The sequence below is a fragment of the Sphingobacterium sp. InxBP1 genome (assembly GCF_026191775.1).
GTDB classification, from domain to species: Bacteria; Bacteroidota; Bacteroidia; order Sphingobacteriales; family Sphingobacteriaceae; genus Sphingobacterium; species Sphingobacterium thalpophilum.
The window spans coordinates 216,812-235,374 of record NZ_JAINDX010000049.1 but is presented as its reverse complement, the minus strand read 5'-3'; the positions used below and the strand labels follow the sequence as shown (position 1 = coordinate 235,374).

Here is an 18,563-nt window from a genome sequence, read left to right as displayed (position 1 = left end):
TGCAGGTCCTGACGAGGAAAATGAAAAAAAGGTGATTGCAGAGACTATGGTTTAATTTGCTTTTTTATCTCAAATTTTTTAAAAAAATAAAGAACCAATAAAAATTGAGTATATCCATAAATAGCATCCTCAATGGGAATCGTAAGTACCCGGATTCCCATAAAGTCCTTTGGATTATAATTAACTATAGGCGATTGTAACCCAGTACCCGTAAGAATTCCATTGACAGGTAAAAACCCCAGCATAAGCAAGGTAAAAACTAGAGATGCCTGACTAATCCATTGTATACGCAGCAAAAAGTGAAAAGTCAATAATGTCACGATAGTCACAATTGCTGTTACCAAAGTGTAAATACGATCCGTGTAACGGAGAGCCAGAACAGCGCACACAACAACACTGACAAACACGATGATATTGTTAAACGCACTGAGATACTGCACATTAAAAAACTTATCAATGCAATAATATGTAAATACGCATGAAAACGGAATAAAGATGAAAAACAACCATTCCTCCATCGGTAGTCCAGCTATCACCAAACCCACTGTATATCTACTATCAAACCACCATACACCCCGAATAGTAAACCAGATATCCCAGGCGATAAAAACAAAGGCAACAAGTGCAGATGCTTTTAAGAATGGAATAAATTGTTGGTCGAATCGAATCCGTCTATCAAAAGAAGCTATAAAACAGATAAAAACCGTACAAAACAGAATTAAGCCGTAGGTATATTGCATCATGATTTTTCTTTGTCGTACATTTTAAAATATTTGGCAGGAACATACAAAAAGCCAAAGCACTCACCATCTTCCTTACCTAAATGTTTATGGTGCTGTTTGTGTGCTCGTCTGAGCGCGAGGAAATATTTATTCTTGGTACGGCTTAAAAACCTGATACGCTGATGGATGAAGATATCGTGTACAAAAAAATAAGCTATACCATATAGCATTATGCCTAAGCCGATGTAAAATAAATAATTGTAGTTCTGCAAGGAGCCATGATACATCAGTGCAATAGTGGGGAGCGAAAAAATAACAAAGAAGTAATCGTTTTTTTCGAGGAATCCAGCATTACTATGGTCATGATGGTCTTTATGCAACACCCATAAAAAACCATGCATGATATATTTATGGATGAGCCAAGTGGCTCCTTCCATGGAGATAAAGGTAATCAGGAGAACAATAAAATTCATTACATATAATCTTTCATGATCTATAAATAAGCTACCTTATAACGCAGGTAGCTCTTAAAGGCTACATAAACTTTCTCTGTATTTGCTATGCGGATTCTGTTTTCCAAAATCTCTTTTGAGGATTTTTTCCTGATCTTCGCAAAAAGTGAAAGATAATATTTGTAAGCCAGATAGACACCAAATCTAGCTGTTTTTGGCAGCTTTTTTATTCCTAAGAGAGCTTCTTTAAATTCGCTATGGATTTCGTCCTCAATTTGACCTTTAAGTGAGTTATCGAATACATCCATATTCAAATTAGGAAAGTAGGTGCGACCAAGAACGTGATAATCCTCTTTGATGTCACGTAAAAAATTTATTTTCTGAAATGCTGATCCAAGTTTCATAGCGTAAGGTTTCAACTCCTCATAATGCTGTTTATTACCTTCAGTGAAAACCTGAAGACACATCAAGCCGACGACTTCAGCAGATCCATAAATATATTCTTTATAACGTTCAGCATTATAGTCCACCTGCTTGAGGTCCATTGTCATACTATGAAGAAATTGGTTTATGAGTTCGCGGTCAATCGCATACTTGTGAACTGTCTCCTGAAAAGACTGTAATATCGGATTCAAAGAAATCTGCTCTTCAAGAGCATAATCCGTTTCCAGGTAGAGACGTCCCAACAAGCGTTGCCGATCATAGCCATAAAAACTGTCAACAATTTCGTCTGCCAGTCTTACATAACCGTAAATGGCATAAATACTATCGCGTATACTGGGTTTCAAGGCTAAAATACCGAGCGAAAAACTCGTGCTGTATTTTTCTGTTGTCTTTTTGCTAACTTCGTAAGCCAGCTCATCAAATAGCTTTTTCATGGTCTTATAGTGATAACTTTATGACTTCTTTTGCAACGATCTTTCCGGAAATAATAGCTGGTGGAACACCGGGTCCCGGTACGGTTAATTGTCCAGTATAAAATAAATTGTGGATTTTCTTATTTTTAATTTTTGGCTTCCACACTGCTGTCTGTTTTAAGGTGTTAGCCAGCCCATAAGCATTGCCCGCGTAGGCGTTATAATCGCGTGAGAAATCGCCGACACAGTAACTCCGTTTATAAACAAGCTTTCTATACAGATCTTTAGTCCCAGTGTATTGTTCCAAGCGTGAAAGCATACGGAGCAAATACTCTTCCCGTATTGCCTCATCATCAGAAATACCTGTGGCTAATGGCATCAACAGGAAGATGTTTTCGTGATTCTGCGGTGCTACATTTTGATCTGTTTTCGACGGACAGCAGGCATAAAAGAGTGGTTTCTCAGGCCATTTTTTTTCCTCATATATACATCTAATATGATCGTCCAGATGATGTTCAAAGAAAAGGGTATGGTGAGCCAAATTGGGAACAATCGATTTAAATCCAAGATAGTAGATCAAACTGGAGGGAGCAAATGTCCGACTTTTCCAATAGTGATCGCTATAGTTTTTGAGGTGCTGTGGGAGCAGTGATTCTATATACTGGTAGTCCGCAGAAGCGACGACAAGATCAAATTCTCTGAGTTCTCCATTTATGCGAATTGACCGGACTGCAGTATCCATAACATCGAAAGCCTCCACATTATGATTAAAATAAAAAGTAGCTCCTTGAAGCTCAGCAACCTTTTGCATGGCTAATACGAGCTGGTAAAATCCACCATTCGGGTAATGTGTCCCGAGCACATAGCCACCGTAATTCATAAGGCTATACAAGGCCGGTATATCTTTTGGAGAGGCCCCCAGAAATATGACCGGAAATTCCATCAATGCCCGTAGTCGTGGATCTGAAAAGTACTTGCTGACATACGATCTAAAATTCGTAAACAGATCCAGTTTAAAAGCACTACTTGCAATCTTGGGTGATAGAAATTCGGTCCAGCTATAACAAGGTCTATTAACAAAATCGCGCATCCCGACTTCATACTTAAATTTCGCAGCATCCATGAACTTGTCCAGTTTAGATGCAGCTCCCGGTTCTATAGATTCGAATACCCGTCTGAGATCGTCATAAGATCCAGGAACACTGACTTTACCGGAATTAAAGACCATATCGAACTGGGGGTTAAGTGAAATCAACTGAAAAAAATCTGATGTATTATAACCAAAATCTCCAAAGAAAGATTCGATTATATCGGGCATCCAATACCAGCTCGGCCCCATATCAAATTTAAAGCCTTCAGGAGTTGAAAACTGTCTTGCACGTCCTCCGGGCTGCGCATGCTTTTCAAAAACGTGCACATCATATCCTGCCTGAGATAAATAGGCCGCGGCAGAAAGCCCCGAAAATCCCGCCCCTATTACAGCTACTTTCTTTTTCATTTTTATTATTTAGTTCCTTCTGTCTTTAGAATATCCGTAAGGAATGACCATAAAAGTTATAAAATCATATTTTGGATTGCTTCTCATTCTTTCAATGGTTTTACTTTTACTTCTTCTAATAGTTTTTCGGTTAAGATACTTCTCTCATAAATTGCTTGATGAAAATCGCTAAGCTTATTTAACAGTCTTATTAATTCCATTTTTTCTATATAAGTCAAGTCTCCTGTTACGAGCTGGGTTGCATGCCGTATTTTTTCCATCCTTCCATCTAACGCCAACAAACCTTTATCGGTAATATGGATCATTTTGCTGCGCCGATCAGTCTCTGAGTCCTGCTGAGCTACCCAACCTTGCTTAATCAGGCGATTTATAATTGCCATACCAACAGGCTTCTCATGAATATTTCTTTTGATTAATTCCATTTTTGTCATTTCACCAAATGATCTTAATACAATCAGGTATATAAACTCTTCCTGGGTCGAAAACTCTGATCCCCAAATGGCTGCCTTTGAATAGCTCTTCGCAAATCTATTCATATGGACAATTAACGTACTGATCACACTCTCCGGACTTCGCCCTTTTTCTTTTCCCTCCCAATCAGGTTCTTCTATCAGCCCTCTATCACTGTCGCCTACCCACTGCCTAAATCCTTCTGCATTATTAGGGTAGCGTTCGTTCAAATTTTCGTACTCAAACCGTTCAAGTAATGCAAGTACTTCCTTTAAAAGTGTATACTTCATCTTTTCAAATTAGAACATAAATATACAAAAAATTGTTTTAAATTTTTAAAATAAACTTACATAAGTATATTTTTATACTTTATTAATACTTCACAACACTGTCTGATCGGAATAAAACCGATATATATCTTTAAAAAAGCCCTTCCTTCGCCTCCCTTGTCGGGTAAGTATCCTACTATATCGCCATCGTTATGCGGCTAAGCCATCCACTGAGCTTTAAATAAGTTGCATTTAAATATTTGGATCAGATAGGTTGTAGTCGGTTTATTTATTTCATTTGACCAGTCATCATTGTTACACAATAACTAAAACACTTATTTGTTTTATGTGCCGGAGATTTATAAATTCGTAACCGATGGAACAAAAAAGAAAAAATAACATCAATACAGTAGTAAGACAGTTTCTTACTATAGGGGCGGTTATCCTATTGTTTCTTTCTTCCTGTCCTATCAAAACCGGCATTAGGTCACTCATGGGCCTGCCCCAGAAGGTCGAACAGACTACTAATTCGAAAGGTTCGTTTATCGGAACCGGCTACCAAAACTGTTCGAGTTCGATCTTGACTGATGCTATGGTCCAAAAAGCGGGAATACAAGACAACGATCTGCTTCCTGCAGCAATATTAACCGTCCTTGTTTTATTCTTCTGCCTCCGAGCGAGGATAAAGGAAGAATTCGTCCTTTCATACTGGAGGATCAAAAGCGTTACATCCCTACCCATCTTTCTGCGCCACCGCAAACTGATCATTTAGAATCCACATCCGCTCAAATTGATTTCCTATTGGCAGTGCCAATGGGCTGAACGTGTTTATTTTCCGTATTGATCACTTATCATATTCCAAAACTTTTATATTATGGTCAATTATCATTTGGCTATCCTCATGACTTTTGCAGCCATTGGATCTGGATATACCTATGGGCAGCAGATCCCACAGACCTTGGGCCAGCTTTGGCCAAAAGTAGAAAAAACTTATGTTGGGCTTAAAGCGAAAAGTGCAGCTATAGAGTCTGCGCAGCTTGACGTCCGTGCAGTAAAAACAAATCGTCTTCCACAAGTAAAACTACAGGTCCAAAATACATATGGCACCTTTGAAGGTGCGGCTGGCGCATTTTTTCCTCAACCCGGCTTTTTCAACGTTTCGGGCAGTACGACAGGAACAGCCGGTTCCTCGGTTGCGGCCAATACATTTGGCTCTGCCACAGCCGAATGGGAGATTTTCTCTTTTGGAAAACTAAAAAAAGAATATCAAGCTGCCCAAACCATAGCCGAAAAACGTGACAGTGAACGGGCTGCTTCTATTTTAGAATTAAAAAAATCACTTGCCGAACGCTATATCACCTTGTTGTATGACCAAGTAAAGCTTAACTGGAACAATAAAAACGTACTGCGGCTCAATGAGATCCGCAAGCTGACTACCGGGCTTTCGAAGGCAGGAATCAGACCTGCGGCAGACAGCCTTCTCGCACTATCCTCATACAACCAATCATTGGGAAAAAACGAGCGCTTCACGGGGCTGAAAAATGCTGCATTGATTAAATTGACAGAGCTGTATGCTGAAGAGAATATGGATTATTCATCTTCCCTTATCCACTTTCTCGAGCCAGTTGCTTATCCAACAAAACACCTAGCTACAGTATACGAAAGTCATCCTATTTTAACCGCCTTAGAGCATCAAGCGGACTACGTTTATTACCATAGTGAGATCCAGAGAAGAGCTGCTTTGCCATCTATCCGTATTTTGGGAGGCTATGCAATCAGGGGTAGCGGCATACATCCATCAGGACTGGTATCCGGCCGCTGGAAAGACGGATTTTCCAATACGACAGCAAACTATCTGTTTGGTATCGGTGCAACTTGGAATATTACTGATCTCAAGTCAAATAGTCTACGACGCCAAGTCTATCGGAAAGATGCAGAGAGTATACGCCACCAACTTTCTCAATATCAACTGGCCATGCAATCCGACCTCAGCGCAGTGACTGCAAAAATCTTACAGCAATACAAACAAATCGAGAAGAGTTCCATCGCTATACAGCAGGCCGAGGAAGCTTACGAAATGTATCTCGCCAGGTATAAGAGCGGTCTGATAGCGTTAAGCGAAGTACTTCAGATCCGACAGCTACTCGAATCCGCTGAAAACAGCCACATCGAGGCTGCAAAGCAGTATTGGATGCTGGTTGCTCATCAATCAGCATTGACAACAGATTTTGATTACCTCTTTAACAACTTATAAGCATTAGAAAAATGAATATAATCAGATTTGCCTTGAGGAAGCCCATTTCAGTCATGATCGCCGTACTGGCAATTGTTTTCTTTTCCTACAGCACGATAAAAAAAATAAATGTCGATATATTTCCGCGTGTCGAGCTTCCAGCAATGTACATAGCCATGCCATATGGAGGTCTGTCACCATCTTACATGGATGGATTTATGGCCAACGAATTCCAAAAAGTACTGCTATTTGTCAACGGCGTCAAAAATATAGATTTTAAAAGTATTCAGGGATTGACAATGATGAAGCTGACCTTTTACCCTGGCACGGATATGTCCCAGGCGGCTGGGGAAGTTTCAGCCTCCGTTTCCAGGGCGATGGGATTTTTACCTCCGGGAGCGGTACCTCCAATTGTTGTACGATTTGATGGGAGTTCCCTGCCTGTTGGACAACTAGTTTTTGAAAGCGACCAAAGGTCCATCAATGAAATTCAGACACTGGTCCTGACCAAAATAAGGCCTATGTTTGTAGAGATCCCCGGTATCACCGCACCGGCACCGTTTGGCGGAAATGCCCGTACGATCGTTGTCAATATCAATCCTGAACTTATGCAGGCTAGTGGTCTTAGCCCCGAAGATATTACCGCAGCAATAACAAAAAACAGCCTTCCCTCACCAGCAGGAAATATCCGTATCGGGGATAAAAATTTGATGGCACCAATTAATTCTATCGCACGAGGCCCCGAAGAGTTTCTCAACACGCCAATCAAATCCAACGGAAACAGGACCTTATATATCCGTGATGTTGCCACGGTACAAGACGCTGCAGACCAGACAACAGGCTACGCACTGATCAATGGAAAACGATCGGTATATCTTCCTGTAATCAAGAAAGCAGACGCCTCTACGCTTGAAGCCGTTAGAAATCTAAGAGAATCATTACCTAGGCTTAAAAATTTACTTCCAGAAGATGTGAACATCAATTATGAATTTGATCAGTCAAAATACATTGAACGTTCACTTTCGAACTTGATCCACGAAGGTATGTTAGGCGCTGTATTTACAGGGTTGATGATTCTTCTTTTCCTAGGGGATACCCGAGGAGCCATTATCGTTGTCTTGACCATACCAATCGCAATTATGGCAGCTGTTATCGTCCTGTATCTTTTTGGACAGACGATTAATATCATGACCTTAAGTGGCCTGGCATTGTCCATCGGTATCCTTGTGGATGAAGCTACAGTAACTATCGAAAACATACACCAGCATATGGAAATGGGAAAACAAAAACCTCGCGCCATCCTGGATGCTTTGCTGGAAATATCCGTTCCAAAACTGCTTATTTTACTGTGCATACTTGCAGTGCTGACACCAGCATTTATAATGACGGGCATACCAAAAGACATGTTTGTACCCTTATCCATGGCTGTTGCCTTTGCCATGGTCGCCTCCTTCATTGCCTCACAGACATTCGTTCCCATCATGGCTAACTGGATGATGAAAAGCAAGCCCCATTCAACAACTAGCACAGCACATAAAAGAGCATTCTTTGAAAAATTCAGAATCAATTATACTTACAGAATACGGAAATGGACCAAACGTTCATCTTTGTTGGCTTTTATTTACGTACTCATTTGTATACCTATAATTGCAGTTCTGTTACCTGCAGTAGGCACTGATGTCATGCCGGTTTCCAACAGCGGAGACTTTCAGATCCGTATACAGGCACCGCAAGGTAGCCGTCTGGAAAAAACAGAGGAGATTGTACAACAGATCATGACGATTATCAGCAGAAAAGTGCCTGAAAATGGTATTAGCATTTCTTCCGCATTTGTTGGCCCTCAGCCGGCAGGTTCGCCGATCAATCCGATCTTCTTATTCACTAATTCTTCTCACGAAGCGGTACTGCAAGTCTCCATTGATCAGCAAGTGTATGCCGGTTCTATGGAGATACTGAAGGAAGATATCAGAAAAAGCGTGCAAAAGAACCATCCAGATCTAGCGTTTAATTTTGAGCCCATGGAACTGACCGAGAAAATCATGGGACAAGGCGCGTTGACGCCAATTGAAGTAAAAGTGGGTGCTCCTCAACTCAGTAGCGCTTTCGAATTCGCATCCAGAATACAAAAAAATCTCAAAAAAGTTTCTTATCTACGCGACGTGCGCATTATTGAACCAATTGCATACCCTACCTTGGAAATAGAGGTCAACCGCGATCTGGCAGGGCAATTCGGATTAACAATGCAAGATATCACTCGCAGTCTTGTTGTCGCAACATCTTCTACCCGATTTACGGACAAAAATTTATGGGTGGACCCTAAATCTGGATTGGTCTTTCAGGTCCAGGTGCAGATACCAGAAGCCGTGATATCATCGGAAGAAATCCTGCGTTCACTTCCTTTAAAAAAAGGAAGTGCAAGACCGGTCCTGGAAGATGTGGCGACATTGAAAAGAGTTACAGCTCCTGCTCAGGTCAACCGTAAGGGTCCCAACCGTTATGTAACTATTGTTGCGAATCTTTATGGGAGAGATTTGGGGAGTGCTTCAAGTGCTGTAGACAAAGCCATCAAGGAAACTGGAGCACCGCCACGCGGTGTCACCGTATGGACAGAGGGCACACTACAACTACTGAGCGAAACTTTAAAGAGCCTACTTGCTGGGTTAACGGTTGCCGTTGCCGTGATCTTCCTGATGCTCACAGCGTATTATCAGTCGTTCAAAGTGTCACTAATTATCTTATCTGTATTGCCGGCAGTCATTGGCGGAAGTCTAATAGCCTTATATCTGACCAATAGTACGCTTAATCTACAGTCCTATATGGGCATAATCATGTCGATCGGAGTGTCGGTCTCTAATGCTGTCCTGATGGTGAACCAAGCCGAGTTTTACCGGAAAAGCCTGCTTCTCAAACCAGATAATGCCGCGAGACTGGCAGCTTCTTCACGTTTAAGGCCGGTTTTGATGACAGCTGCGGCGATGCTTGCAGGAATGCTACCCATGGCTATTGGTCTTGGAGACGGCGCAGAGCAGGTTGCTCCGCTTGGAAGAGCGGTTATCGGCGGATTGATAGCCTCCACAGTGACCATACTGCTCATGGTACCGCATTTCTTTTCATCGCTCCTTTCACGTGCCAAAACACACAGTCCTTCACTCGACCCTGATGATCAAGAAAGTCAATATTATAGTCAAATCAACTCGCAAAATTAACATGAAAAATAAAAAAATATTTACTCCGCTAATCGGAACAGTATGCTTATTTATAGTCCTGCATTTTGTATTCACTTCCTGCTCCCAGCCGGAAGCGGTTGCCCCTTCCATCAAGGAAAGCAACAAAGAAGAACAAGCCCTGTCCAAAACAATTGCTGTCAAATTTGATAACCCTGAATATGAAATTTCGCTGCCTGGAGAACTGCATCCTTACGAACAAGTGGCGATTCATGCCAAAGTCACAGGTTTTGTGAAGCAGCTCCTCGTTGACCGTGGTACATTTGTAAAAAAAGGCCAGTTACTCGCAGTACTGGAAGCACCTGAACTGGATCAACGTTTAAATGCTGACAAGTCTGCAGAACAGAAGTTATACAGCGATTACCTTTTTACCAAACAAGCCTATGAACGGCTCAAACAAGCCGCGCTCACGAGTGGTGCCGTGGCTGAAATTGAGCTCGATAAAAGTAAAAGTGCGATGGAAAGTGCACTGGCGACATACAACGCGGCAAAATCAGGCACAGCAGGAACAATTCAAATGCGTGACTACCTCAACATCAGAGCGCCATTTGACGGCATAATTAGGGACAAAAATGTGTCTGTTGGCGCTTTGGTGGGTGTAAATTCCGGAGAACCTTTATTAATGATTGCTCAGGGCGACCGTCTAAGACTAACAGTATCCTTACCAGAAAAACACGCTGCTTCAGTTCATCGCGGCACACAGGCTATCTTTACGGCCAGCTCCAGACCGGGAGAGCAATTTAGCGCAAAACTATCTAGATCTTCCACTTTGCTGGATCGGCAAGACCGGTCACTCACCATCGAGTTTGACGTTCCGAATCATGACGGGCGCCTGCAAGGAGGAGACTATGCTCAGGTCAAACTGCGTTTAAAAAGGAAAACCTCAACCAGTTGGGTACCCCAAAAAAGTATTGTCCGCGCACAATCAGGGACCTTTTTATTCACCGTCGTCCAAGGGCAAATAAAAAAGGTAATGGTCAAAGAAGGAATCCAAAGAGACAGTCTGACAGAAGTTTTTGGCCAGTTAAAAGAGGGAGATATGGTATTATCGGCACCGTCAGAAGAGACCCAGGCAGTAAACTAACATAGATAGAACAACCCAGTCCCACACGCCACTTTGTGGCATGTGGGACTAGGCATGGTCAAGCAATTGCCAAGGCGTGAGATCCAGCAGTAATCCCACGCCTTTCGATCAACCATCTATGTCTGAAGTTTTTAAGGTCATGTACCGAAGTCTTGCATAAAATACCTTATTTTTACCAAACGGTATATAAAGGTGACAACCAACCTCCGATTGGACTGGCAAACAACCCAACTGTTAGAAACCTTCAGAAGTGTTTGTGATAAGCTCAATGACAAAAGACAGAAATATAGATCAGTCATAGCTTTATGGCACTAGCGATTTTGATGCGATTAACGAAATGAGACACAACTTTACGTTATTATTTGAAACAGGATTATGTTGCATAAAACTTTTATTCTAACTTGCTTGATCTGCGCATTAACCATTTGCTGCTCGCCACAGAAAGTGATCGAACGTGCCGGCAGCAGACATATCGAACTCACCGAGGGGCATGAAAGTCCAGTGAAAGGATCTCCTCTACGTGTCAAATTCAAAGGTATTTCGGAAGATAGCCGTTGCCCCCAAGGGGCAAATTGTATTTGGGAAGGAGTTGCGGTTGCTCAGATCGAAATAAGGGATCAATCAGCGGAGCCTGTCATATTGGATCTTGCGACAACCGACTTACAGCAAAGCGGGTATCAGAAATCAGCAATATATAAGAGTTATAGCTTCTCGTTACTGAGTGTTGATCCTTACCCTACTCAACAGCATGCCGTGCACACGCTTAAAGGAAAATACAAAATTGCCATTACGGTACAAAAGCAGTAACTATGGAATAGATCAAAACATAAAATTATTTTTTTGGTTTTGGGAGCTCTTTAATCCGAATATTTTTAAAGTCTATGGGCTGCCCCTCACTTTGCAATGCTATAAATCCACTGCTCAGCAGTTTGCCGTCAATCTTAATTTTAGGGTCGTAGCCATTGGCAACTCCCCCACCGATTTGAGGTTTTGAATATTGCAGGACAGTATCACCATTAATGATATGTTTGATCAACGAATCACCGAGCACGATCAATTCTCCGCGTACCCATTGGTCTCCATCAAAAGTCTCAGAAGTCGAATTTAAACAATGCGAAGCAGCAATCTCCCCTTGGTATACAACATTGGTCCCGGGAGAGCACATATTACCTGTGGGTCTTGGCTGTCCATCTCCCAGTCCTCCCAAAAGTTGCATCTCGATGGAAATAGGCCAATCTTGCTCCTTCAATATGGTTCTGGGATCTTGAGAATGAAACATAATACCGCTATTACGTAATGTATAGGATGGTGCTCCCCGATGAAGATCACCCACAAAGCGGTACTCAAATTTTAAATGATAATGCGAAAACGGTGTGTTATAATACAAATGACCAAACTGATCATTGAAATCGCCATACTGATCATACCTGATCTTAATCATGCCCTCCTCAACCCTAAAGGTACGACCGTAATTTACACCAAAGTCATGATGGTGAATTTTGACAAACCAATTGTGAACATCCTTGCCATTGAATAGAGGCTTCCACCCGTTATCGTCACGCGGGCCCTTCATTCCGGAACAGCTCCCGAAAATAAAACCCGTAACTAAAATTGCAATAAAAAATCTCTTCATTTGAAAAGTCATTAGTTTAAACTGGAAAGTAGACCACAAGATATTCAATTAAAGGTTGCCCGTCAAGTTTTTCTCTGCAGATCAACCGGCTTTAGCCATCAGCTGGCAGAAAAAACCATTATTGGAACATAAATGAGTACCTTCGATTGAAGAAGTGCGGGGATGACAAAAACATCCGCGCTTAATAACTGTTTAATACCTAAGCGAGTACATTTTAATGGATAACGCCCCGGATAACAAAGCAAAGATAAACGTAACGGATTTTATGAAAACGAAAGCTGAAGAGAACGCCTATCTCCCGGTAGCTTGGGAATTCTGCGAAATGATTAAGGAACAGATCGACAAAAAAACTACCGGCAAAATATTCTATTTTGACTCACCTGAGGTGATCGGTGAAGCCCAAGGCATCATTATCCATATGGACGAGGAAAAAGGAAAGGGGGTATTTATCAACATGGATAATGGTATGCGTATAAGAATAGACCGCATTATAACACTTTTTGGGAAGATAGGTGCGGCTTATGAAGAATATAATGCATTTGCTGACGCGTGCATGGATTGCAATGGCGGGTATACCAAAGAGGAGTTGGAGGATATGTAACCGACTAAGACTATGTTAAAAAGATAAAATGCAAAATAGAGCAGAAGATCATTTAATTTGAAGTCACGATTGGTAGTTTAAAGCCTTGTTTTTCTACACCCATAGCGACAAGCGTCCGAAAACTTTTGATATTGTCATTTCCAAAGAATATTTTGCGCGTGAGCTTCTCGTATTCAGCCATCGATTTTATGACGATGACAAGGAAGAAATCAGTTTCGCCGGTAACATAATAACATTGTTGTACTTCTGGTGTTTCGATAAAACTCTTTTTCGCCTGATCGATAAGCTCAATCTTTTCATTTTCCAAAGACACTTCTACCAAAATCGTAATCGGATCTCCAAAATGCTGCGGGTTGGGAATGGCTACTTCTCTTTTAATCGTCCCTTCTTCGCGCATCCGCTTAATCCGTCGCTGGACTGCAGCAGCAGACAGTCCGACACGTTCTGCGATCATACGCTGTGAAGTCTGACAATCTTCTTGTAAAATTTCCAAAATAGCAATATCGAATTGATCCATACTGACGGTGAGGCAAAATTGCATTTTTTAATTCAAATCTAATGAAAATACTCGGAAAACTTCATGCAATTTTGCATGATCGGACTTAGTAAACAAATCATGAAAACTTCACAGGTTAAGGGAACTACATTAGCGATCCTGGCGGCGATATTTTGGGGCATATCAGGGACAAGCGGACAATATTTGTTCGAACAGAAAGGCTTGAATGTAGAATGGTTGATCACCACAAGGCTACTGATGTCGGGCTTTGTTCTTTTGGTATTTACCCAATTTGGACAAAAGACAACTATATTTGGAATCTGGCGCAACAGAAAAGACGCAGCGCAACTTGTCGTTTTTAGTATGGTAGGCATGTTGGCAGTGCAGTATACCTATTTTGCAGCTATCAAGCATTCCAATGCAGCTACCGCAACGGTATTACAATATTCCGGTCCTATCATGATTGCCGTCTATCTAAGCATCAAAAAAAGACAACTGCCAACCCCGAAAGAAGGACTTGCCATCGGCCTTGCTGTGATAGGCACCTTCCTGTTAGTTACTCATGGAGACGCCAACGCATTAACGATCTCTCCAGTTGCACTTTTTCTAGGCTTATCATCAGCAGTCGCTCTCGCTATCTATACGCTCCAACCTGCGCGTTTATTGGCAAAATATGAACCTTCCGTAGTTATCGGATGGGGGATGTTATGTGGCGGTCTAGTCTTTAGTTTTGTCAAAGCACCCTGGGACTTTCAAGGAATATGGGATACTTATACTTTATTCAACACGGCAGCCATTATTGTGTTGGGCACCTTGGTAGCTTTTTCTTTTTATTTATACGCCGTCAGATTAATTGGCGGACAAAAAGCCAGTCTTTTGGCATCAGCAGAACCTTTAGCAGCTACTATTTTAGCTGTGTACTGGCTCGCCATCCCCTTTTCGTGGACCGACTGGATCGGGAGCTTCTGTATTATTTCCACAGTATTTCTCCTCGGCCGGTCGAACCGCAAAAGATGACTCGTCCGCTTAAAAAAAATAGCCCACTTTTTGTCTTTATATTTCTTATTCGTGTACAACGGAGGAATTAAATAACAACATATTTGGCCAAAAATGAGGGTATTTTTTTGTATTATTGCGAACTAATTATTCACTTTATGAAATACAAGGAAATAAAACCCGCCCCTATTTTGGCCCCTTATATTCATACATTTTGGGAGTTAATTGGAGAAGAGAAAGATAGCCAATGGGAACGAAATTTTCCTGATGGTTGCGGAGGAGTGGTCATCAATCTGGGGGATACTTGTATTACCGATAATGGGACAACGAAAATGGATTTTGGGAAAACGTACGCTGTCGGTGCTACAACCTCTTTTAAAGATAGCTTTGTTGATGAAAACATCCATCTATTTGGTGTTTGTCTGAAGCCGGGCGTATTTCCTAATTTCTACGATTATAGTGCTCAAAGTGAAATAGTAGATACAACTGTCCAACTTGACCATACCCATTCTTTCCATCTCGACAAATTTCTTAAAAATCCAGTCGGCTATTTAAATGAATTTTTTGCTCATCGCCTACATCCTATCAGTGCCTCTCTTGAATCGGCTTTAAAAACTATCCATCAAGCTCAGGGTCAAATTACTATAGATGAAATTGCTAAAAGAAATTTTACGTCGGTGAGACAACTAGAACGCAAGTTTAAGACGCATGTAGGTGTTAGCCCCAAAGAGTATACACGCATTATCAGGTTTCAAAACGCTTTGTCCAAGATAAAAGAACCAAATCAAAGGACGAGTTTACTAAACATAGCATTTGAATGTGGTTACTACGACCATGCGCATTTGACAAATGATTTTAAAAAACATACAGGAATGTCACCTTCAAAATTTTGATTTTGTCGCTTTTTTCCAAAATATAAGTGATCAATGCACCTATTTTTGTGTAAACTTTAATATGTAAAGCAAATGCGTAAACTATCACTCTTTATTGCGATGAGCTTAGACGGTTACATTGCGAAACCCAATGACGATCTCAGCTTTCTGAAGCTGGTGGAAAAGGAAGGAGAAGATTATGGATATACTCAATTTTCAAACTCCATAGATACCATAATCATAGGTAGGAAAACTTATGACTATGTGGTTAGGGAAATCGGCGCCACCCACTACGACAACGGGCAAAGAGACATTTATGTTATCACTAGAACGGACAAGCCCTCTTTAGGAAGGACAACTTTTTATACTGGAAATTTAGTGGAGCTTGTCCACCAACTCAAATCCCAAACGGGGAAAAATATCTATTGTGACGGGGGTGCAGAAATAATAAACGAACTCCTGCTGAACGATTTAATCGATGAGCTGATCATATCTGTTATTCCGATACTGTTAGGTGCTGGCACAAAACTCTTTAAGGAAGGAATTCCCGAACAGCCTCTTCAGCTCGTAGCAGCTCAAACTTACGATACGGGTTTAACGCAGGTACACTATCGAAAAAAGCGATAACTACATTCACCATAGAGATTGGATTTTGCTCATCTCAAAAATCTGATTTGTATAGGAAACATTATGTCTTTTTTTATTGTTATCACATTTAACTATGGATATCAGATCCAGACTGACATTACAAATTTGATTTTTAATTATGGCAAAAGCGAAAAACAACAAAAATGCGATGGGCGAATTTTTAGGTAAACTGATTTCATTCAGGAATTCTTTAAAACTAATTCACTGGTCTATCACCGGAAAAGGAAGTTATGAGGCTCATATATTATTAGATCAAGCGATAGATTCACTAGTAGATGTCACTGACCGGCTTGTGGAGACTACCTTTGCCCTAAAAGGTACTGTGGATATCATAATCCCTGAAACAACACGGCCGCAGCAACACATCAAATATATCGAAGCTTACTATCAGGAAGTCGAAAGTCAGCGCCAATCGCTTTTTCCGGAAAGTTTTTCCCAATCAATCATTGATGATGTACAAGAGACTATCCAGCAACTTCTCTTTAGATTAAAACGGCTTGAGTAGAAAACTTAAAACAGTGTGTTTGAAATGCTATCGTAAGAAAATCTGCAAAATAAATTACAAATGGGTTGTCTGCTTCGCGACAGCCCATTTGTAATTTAGCTTTACGCCGAAATAGGCACTGGTGCGTTTTCTGCAATTAATTTCTCATGTTTTAGCTCCGACCAGAAATCAGCAGGAATCGCGATCTTAAAAGACGCCGCGTTTTGCACTGCTTGTTCAGCTGTGTGTGCTCCCGGTATTACACCCGAAACCACCTCCGGGGCTGCCGCAAACTGTAATGCTGCTGTCCGCAGATCGACAGCATGGTTAGTTGCAACTCGTTTTAGCGAAGCCAATTTATCTTTTACCCCGTCCGGAAACTGCCCGTCGTATAGATAACGGTCCTTTCCTGACAGAAATCCTGCACACAGAGGCGCTCCTACAATGATGGAAACGTTTCGTTCTGCAACCTTTGGGAAAACCCTATTGAGATCATCCTCATGTTTGATCAGCGAATACTGGCACGCAGAGAGAAATATATCAGGATCAGCAGCGCTTAAGGTTTGCAAAATCGGTTCTATGGTATTCACACCGAGCCCCCATCCTTTAATAATCCCCTCTTCCCTCATTTTAGTCAGTTCGGGCATTGCTCCTTTGACCGCCTGTTGGAAATAGCTTGGATACGTGGTTTTCATATCAGCATTATCAGGTGATAAGTCGTGGATAAACACAATATCGATAGCAGATAGCCCCAGACGTTGCAGGCTATCCTCAACACTGCGTCTTACACCTGAAGCGGTATAGTCGTATTTATAGCTAAAATTGAGTTTTCCCTTCCATAGCAGCTCGTCAGCACTAAAATTTTCTTTCGGAATCAAAAGACGCCCTACTTTAGTGGACAGCGTAAAGCTCTCCCGAGGCTTATCTTTTAGGAACAAGCCCATTCTCCGTTCGCTAATACCTAAGCCATACCATGGTGAAGTATCATAGAGCCGTATACCGGCATCCCATGCCGCTTCTACAGCTTCCAGGCACTCCCGATCCGGATTTTGCTGGAACCCATTTCCGAGTGCCACTCCTCCAAAGCCAGCTTTATCCTTTGGACGGAATCGCTTGGTCTCTTTTGGAGTTGATAATGACATTGGTTCATTTTCATGTGATGATGCGGAAACTAAATTGGGAAGCCCTGTACCTAATGCCATTCCAGTTCCCGCTAGGGTGGCCTGTGCCAAAAATTGTCTTCTTTCCATGACAGATCCGTTTGGATAAATCTATTGTTTTCCCTCTGTAAACAATTCTTATCATCACAAAGTTTGAAAATAATTTGGATGTCCACACCTTCCCTATAGGGTGCATCTTCGTTCATCATCGCTGACAAGCCAAACAATGATGTAGCATCCGTGGCGAGCTTAGGCATAAACAGATAATGGTGTTACTTCATTACTATCTCAGCTATTCGTATTCGCTTTTGATTTATTAGTTTTTGCGAATGGACAACAAATAATTCATGAATTTGTAACAATTACACGTAAACATTAAGAATTTAACACGAAAACAACTTGTATCCTCTTTTAACTTTGATTACATTTGTCAAACGGATGCAAAGAAAATTTCATCGATATTTGTACGGATTAATAGGGGCTATACTCATCAGTATCGGCTGCTGTTTTTTTACACAGCTGTCTGCATCTGCTCCAAAATATCAAGCAGCAGTCCACGACGGCTTAGCCTCGTCAAATCGCGAAAATTTCCAGACTGATCGTTATAAAAAGGGAGTACATCATCATCGGGAAAGTCTAAAAGCTTATTTTCCTGAAACCGACAATGAAAATGATGACAGTGGAACCGACACCAATCCGGCAAACCTTATTGCTCTCCTGAGAAACGATCTCAGAAATTTAAATTCCTACCTTTGCCCCGGGATATTCAACCATTATACCGCTGTCTCCCTCGCCTCCCTGGAGTGCCGATGGCCATACAAAGAGGCCCTTTATATTCACTACGCTGTACTCAGGCTGTGATTTTATCATAATTCTTCAAAAAA

19 protein-coding genes are annotated in these 18,563 nt (G+C 41.4%); 11 read left to right on the top strand and 8 right to left on the bottom strand.

Annotated elements, in window-relative coordinates:
- Positions 1–44: 44 nt before the first annotated feature.
- The 5 genes from K7A41_RS21090 to K7A41_RS21070 form a co-directional block, all read right to left on the bottom strand.
- Complete coding sequence (locus K7A41_RS21090) at positions 45–743, bottom strand: lycopene cyclase domain-containing protein (RefSeq protein ID WP_028070154.1); 699 nt, start codon at positions 741–743, stop codon at positions 45–47.
- The gene (locus K7A41_RS21085; RefSeq protein ID WP_265715381.1) at positions 740–1,195 is read right to left on the bottom strand and encodes a sterol desaturase family protein; all 456 of its coding nucleotides are present in this window, start codon (positions 1,193–1,195) and stop codon (positions 740–742) included. The genes K7A41_RS21090 and K7A41_RS21085 overlap by 4 nt, the downstream gene beginning before the upstream one ends.
- Positions 1,196–1,215: 20 nt before the next feature.
- On the bottom strand, positions 1,216–2,052 hold the full coding sequence (locus K7A41_RS21080) for a phytoene/squalene synthase family protein (protein ID WP_265715380.1): 837 nt from the start codon (positions 2,050–2,052) through the stop codon (positions 1,216–1,218).
- Positions 2,053–2,056: 4 nt separating this feature from the next.
- Positions 2,057–3,529: a phytoene desaturase family protein gene (locus K7A41_RS21075; RefSeq protein WP_265715379.1), complete on the bottom strand. Its 1,473-nt coding sequence runs from the start codon at positions 3,527–3,529 to the stop codon at positions 2,057–2,059.
- Between the two features lie 83 nt (positions 3,530–3,612).
- A complete protein-coding gene (locus K7A41_RS21070) occupies positions 3,613–4,269 on the bottom strand; it encodes a MarR family winged helix-turn-helix transcriptional regulator (RefSeq protein ID WP_028070150.1) in 657 nt (218 codons plus the stop codon).
- A 355-nt stretch (positions 4,270–4,624) separates the two neighbouring features.
- On the opposite strand from K7A41_RS21070, the gene K7A41_RS21065 reads away from it, so the two are divergent.
- The 5 genes from K7A41_RS21065 to K7A41_RS21045 all read left to right on the top strand — a co-directional run bounded on the left by K7A41_RS21065 (position 4,625) and on the right by K7A41_RS21045 (position 11,596).
- On the top strand, positions 4,625–5,020 hold the full coding sequence (locus tag K7A41_RS21065) for a hypothetical protein (protein ID WP_265715378.1): 396 nt from the start codon (positions 4,625–4,627) through the stop codon (positions 5,018–5,020).
- 102 nt (positions 5,021–5,122) lie between these two features.
- Positions 5,123–6,502, top strand: a complete 1,380-nt coding sequence (locus tag K7A41_RS21060) for a TolC family protein (RefSeq protein WP_265715377.1) — start codon at positions 5,123–5,125, stop codon at positions 6,500–6,502.
- An 11-nt stretch (positions 6,503–6,513) separates the two neighbouring features.
- On the top strand, positions 6,514–9,687 hold the full coding sequence (locus K7A41_RS21055; RefSeq protein WP_265715376.1) for an efflux RND transporter permease subunit: 3,174 nt from the start codon (positions 6,514–6,516) through the stop codon (positions 9,685–9,687).
- A 1-nt stretch (position 9,688) separates the two neighbouring features.
- Positions 9,689–10,789: an efflux RND transporter periplasmic adaptor subunit gene (locus K7A41_RS21050; protein ID WP_265715375.1), complete on the top strand. Its 1,101-nt coding sequence runs from the start codon at positions 9,689–9,691 to the stop codon at positions 10,787–10,789.
- Between the two features lie 375 nt (positions 10,790–11,164).
- Positions 11,165–11,596, top strand: a complete 432-nt coding sequence (locus K7A41_RS21045; RefSeq protein ID WP_265715373.1) for a hypothetical protein — start codon at positions 11,165–11,167, stop codon at positions 11,594–11,596.
- A 25-nt stretch (positions 11,597–11,621) separates the two neighbouring features.
- Here K7A41_RS21045 and K7A41_RS21040 read toward each other — a convergent pair whose 3' ends face one another.
- Positions 11,622–12,422 carry a 3-keto-disaccharide hydrolase gene (locus K7A41_RS21040; protein WP_265715372.1) on the bottom strand — a complete coding sequence of 267 codons (801 nt, stop codon included), beginning with the start codon at positions 12,420–12,422 and terminating at the stop codon, positions 11,622–11,624.
- A gap of 265 nt (positions 12,423–12,687) precedes the next feature.
- Here K7A41_RS21040 and K7A41_RS21035 point away from each other — a divergent pair, with 265 nt between their 5' ends.
- On the top strand, positions 12,688–13,023 hold the full coding sequence (locus K7A41_RS21035) for a hypothetical protein (protein WP_028070143.1): 336 nt from the start codon (positions 12,688–12,690) through the stop codon (positions 13,021–13,023).
- 52 nt (positions 13,024–13,075) lie between these two features.
- Here the strand turns inward: K7A41_RS21035 and K7A41_RS21030 are convergent, their stop codons facing one another.
- Positions 13,076–13,564, bottom strand: coding sequence for an Lrp/AsnC family transcriptional regulator (locus tag K7A41_RS21030; RefSeq protein WP_265715371.1), 489 nt, complete (start codon positions 13,562–13,564; stop codon positions 13,076–13,078).
- A gap of 75 nt (positions 13,565–13,639) precedes the next feature.
- On the opposite strand from K7A41_RS21030, the gene K7A41_RS21025 reads away from it, so the two are divergent.
- From K7A41_RS21025 to K7A41_RS21010, 4 genes are all read left to right on the top strand, one after another.
- Complete coding sequence (locus tag K7A41_RS21025) at positions 13,640–14,536, top strand: EamA family transporter (RefSeq protein ID WP_265715369.1); 897 nt, start codon at positions 13,640–13,642, stop codon at positions 14,534–14,536.
- A gap of 137 nt (positions 14,537–14,673) precedes the next feature.
- Positions 14,674–15,408, top strand: coding sequence for a helix-turn-helix transcriptional regulator (locus K7A41_RS21020; protein WP_265715368.1), 735 nt, complete (start codon positions 14,674–14,676; stop codon positions 15,406–15,408).
- A gap of 72 nt (positions 15,409–15,480) precedes the next feature.
- Positions 15,481–16,014 carry a dihydrofolate reductase family protein gene (locus K7A41_RS21015; RefSeq protein ID WP_265715367.1) on the top strand — a complete coding sequence of 178 codons (534 nt, stop codon included), beginning with the start codon at positions 15,481–15,483 and terminating at the stop codon, positions 16,012–16,014.
- Between the two features lie 139 nt (positions 16,015–16,153).
- Entirely contained in the window at positions 16,154–16,540 is a 387-nt protein-coding gene (locus K7A41_RS21010) for a DUF5856 family protein (protein ID WP_265715364.1), read from the top strand.
- A gap of 101 nt (positions 16,541–16,641) precedes the next feature.
- On the opposite strand, the gene K7A41_RS21005 is transcribed toward K7A41_RS21010, so the two are convergent.
- Complete coding sequence (locus tag K7A41_RS21005; protein WP_265715363.1) at positions 16,642–17,769, bottom strand: aldo/keto reductase; 1,128 nt, start codon at positions 17,767–17,769, stop codon at positions 16,642–16,644.
- Positions 17,770–18,117: 348 nt separating this feature from the next.
- Between K7A41_RS21005 and K7A41_RS21000 the strand changes: the two genes are divergently transcribed.
- Positions 18,118–18,540 (top strand): hypothetical protein, encoded by a 423-nt coding sequence (locus K7A41_RS21000; RefSeq protein ID WP_265715362.1) that lies wholly within the window; start codon positions 18,118–18,120, stop codon positions 18,538–18,540.
- The last annotated feature ends 23 nt before the right edge of the window (positions 18,541–18,563 follow it).

Coding starts and splice junctions, on each gene's coding strand:
- K7A41_RS21090 (WP_028070154.1), bottom strand. CDS start 743: ATGATGCAATATACCTACGGCTTAATTCTGTTTTGTACGGTTTTTATC.
- K7A41_RS21085 (WP_265715381.1), bottom strand. CDS start 1,195: ATGAATTTTATTGTTCTCCTGATTACCTTTATCTCCATGGAAGGAGCC.
- K7A41_RS21080 (WP_265715380.1), bottom strand. CDS start 2,052: ATGAAAAAGCTATTTGATGAGCTGGCTTACGAAGTTAGCAAAAAGACA.
- K7A41_RS21075 (WP_265715379.1), bottom strand. CDS start 3,529: ATGAAAAAGAAAGTAGCTGTAATAGGGGCGGGATTTTCGGGGCTTTCT.
- K7A41_RS21070 (WP_028070150.1), bottom strand. CDS start 4,269: ATGAAGTATACACTTTTAAAGGAAGTACTTGCATTACTTGAACGGTTT.
- K7A41_RS21065 (WP_265715378.1), top strand. CDS start 4,625: ATGGAACAAAAAAGAAAAAATAACATCAATACAGTAGTAAGACAGTTT.
- K7A41_RS21060 (WP_265715377.1), top strand. CDS start 5,123: ATGGTCAATTATCATTTGGCTATCCTCATGACTTTTGCAGCCATTGGA.
- K7A41_RS21055 (WP_265715376.1), top strand. CDS start 6,514: ATGAATATAATCAGATTTGCCTTGAGGAAGCCCATTTCAGTCATGATC.
- K7A41_RS21050 (WP_265715375.1), top strand. CDS start 9,689: ATGAAAAATAAAAAAATATTTACTCCGCTAATCGGAACAGTATGCTTA.
- K7A41_RS21045 (WP_265715373.1), top strand. CDS start 11,165: ATGTTGCATAAAACTTTTATTCTAACTTGCTTGATCTGCGCATTAACC.
- K7A41_RS21040 (WP_265715372.1), bottom strand. CDS start 12,422: ATGAAGAGATTTTTTATTGCAATTTTAGTTACGGGTTTTATTTTCGGG.
- K7A41_RS21035 (WP_028070143.1), top strand. CDS start 12,688: ATGAAAACGAAAGCTGAAGAGAACGCCTATCTCCCGGTAGCTTGGGAA.
- K7A41_RS21030 (WP_265715371.1), bottom strand. CDS start 13,564: ATGCAATTTTGCCTCACCGTCAGTATGGATCAATTCGATATTGCTATT.
- K7A41_RS21025 (WP_265715369.1), top strand. CDS start 13,640: ATGAAAACTTCACAGGTTAAGGGAACTACATTAGCGATCCTGGCGGCG.
- K7A41_RS21020 (WP_265715368.1), top strand. CDS start 14,674: ATGAAATACAAGGAAATAAAACCCGCCCCTATTTTGGCCCCTTATATT.
- K7A41_RS21015 (WP_265715367.1), top strand. CDS start 15,481: ATGCGTAAACTATCACTCTTTATTGCGATGAGCTTAGACGGTTACATT.
- K7A41_RS21010 (WP_265715364.1), top strand. CDS start 16,154: ATGGCAAAAGCGAAAAACAACAAAAATGCGATGGGCGAATTTTTAGGT.
- K7A41_RS21005 (WP_265715363.1), bottom strand. CDS start 17,769: ATGGAAAGAAGACAATTTTTGGCACAGGCCACCCTAGCGGGAACTGGA.
- K7A41_RS21000 (WP_265715362.1), top strand. CDS start 18,118: ATGCAAAGAAAATTTCATCGATATTTGTACGGATTAATAGGGGCTATA.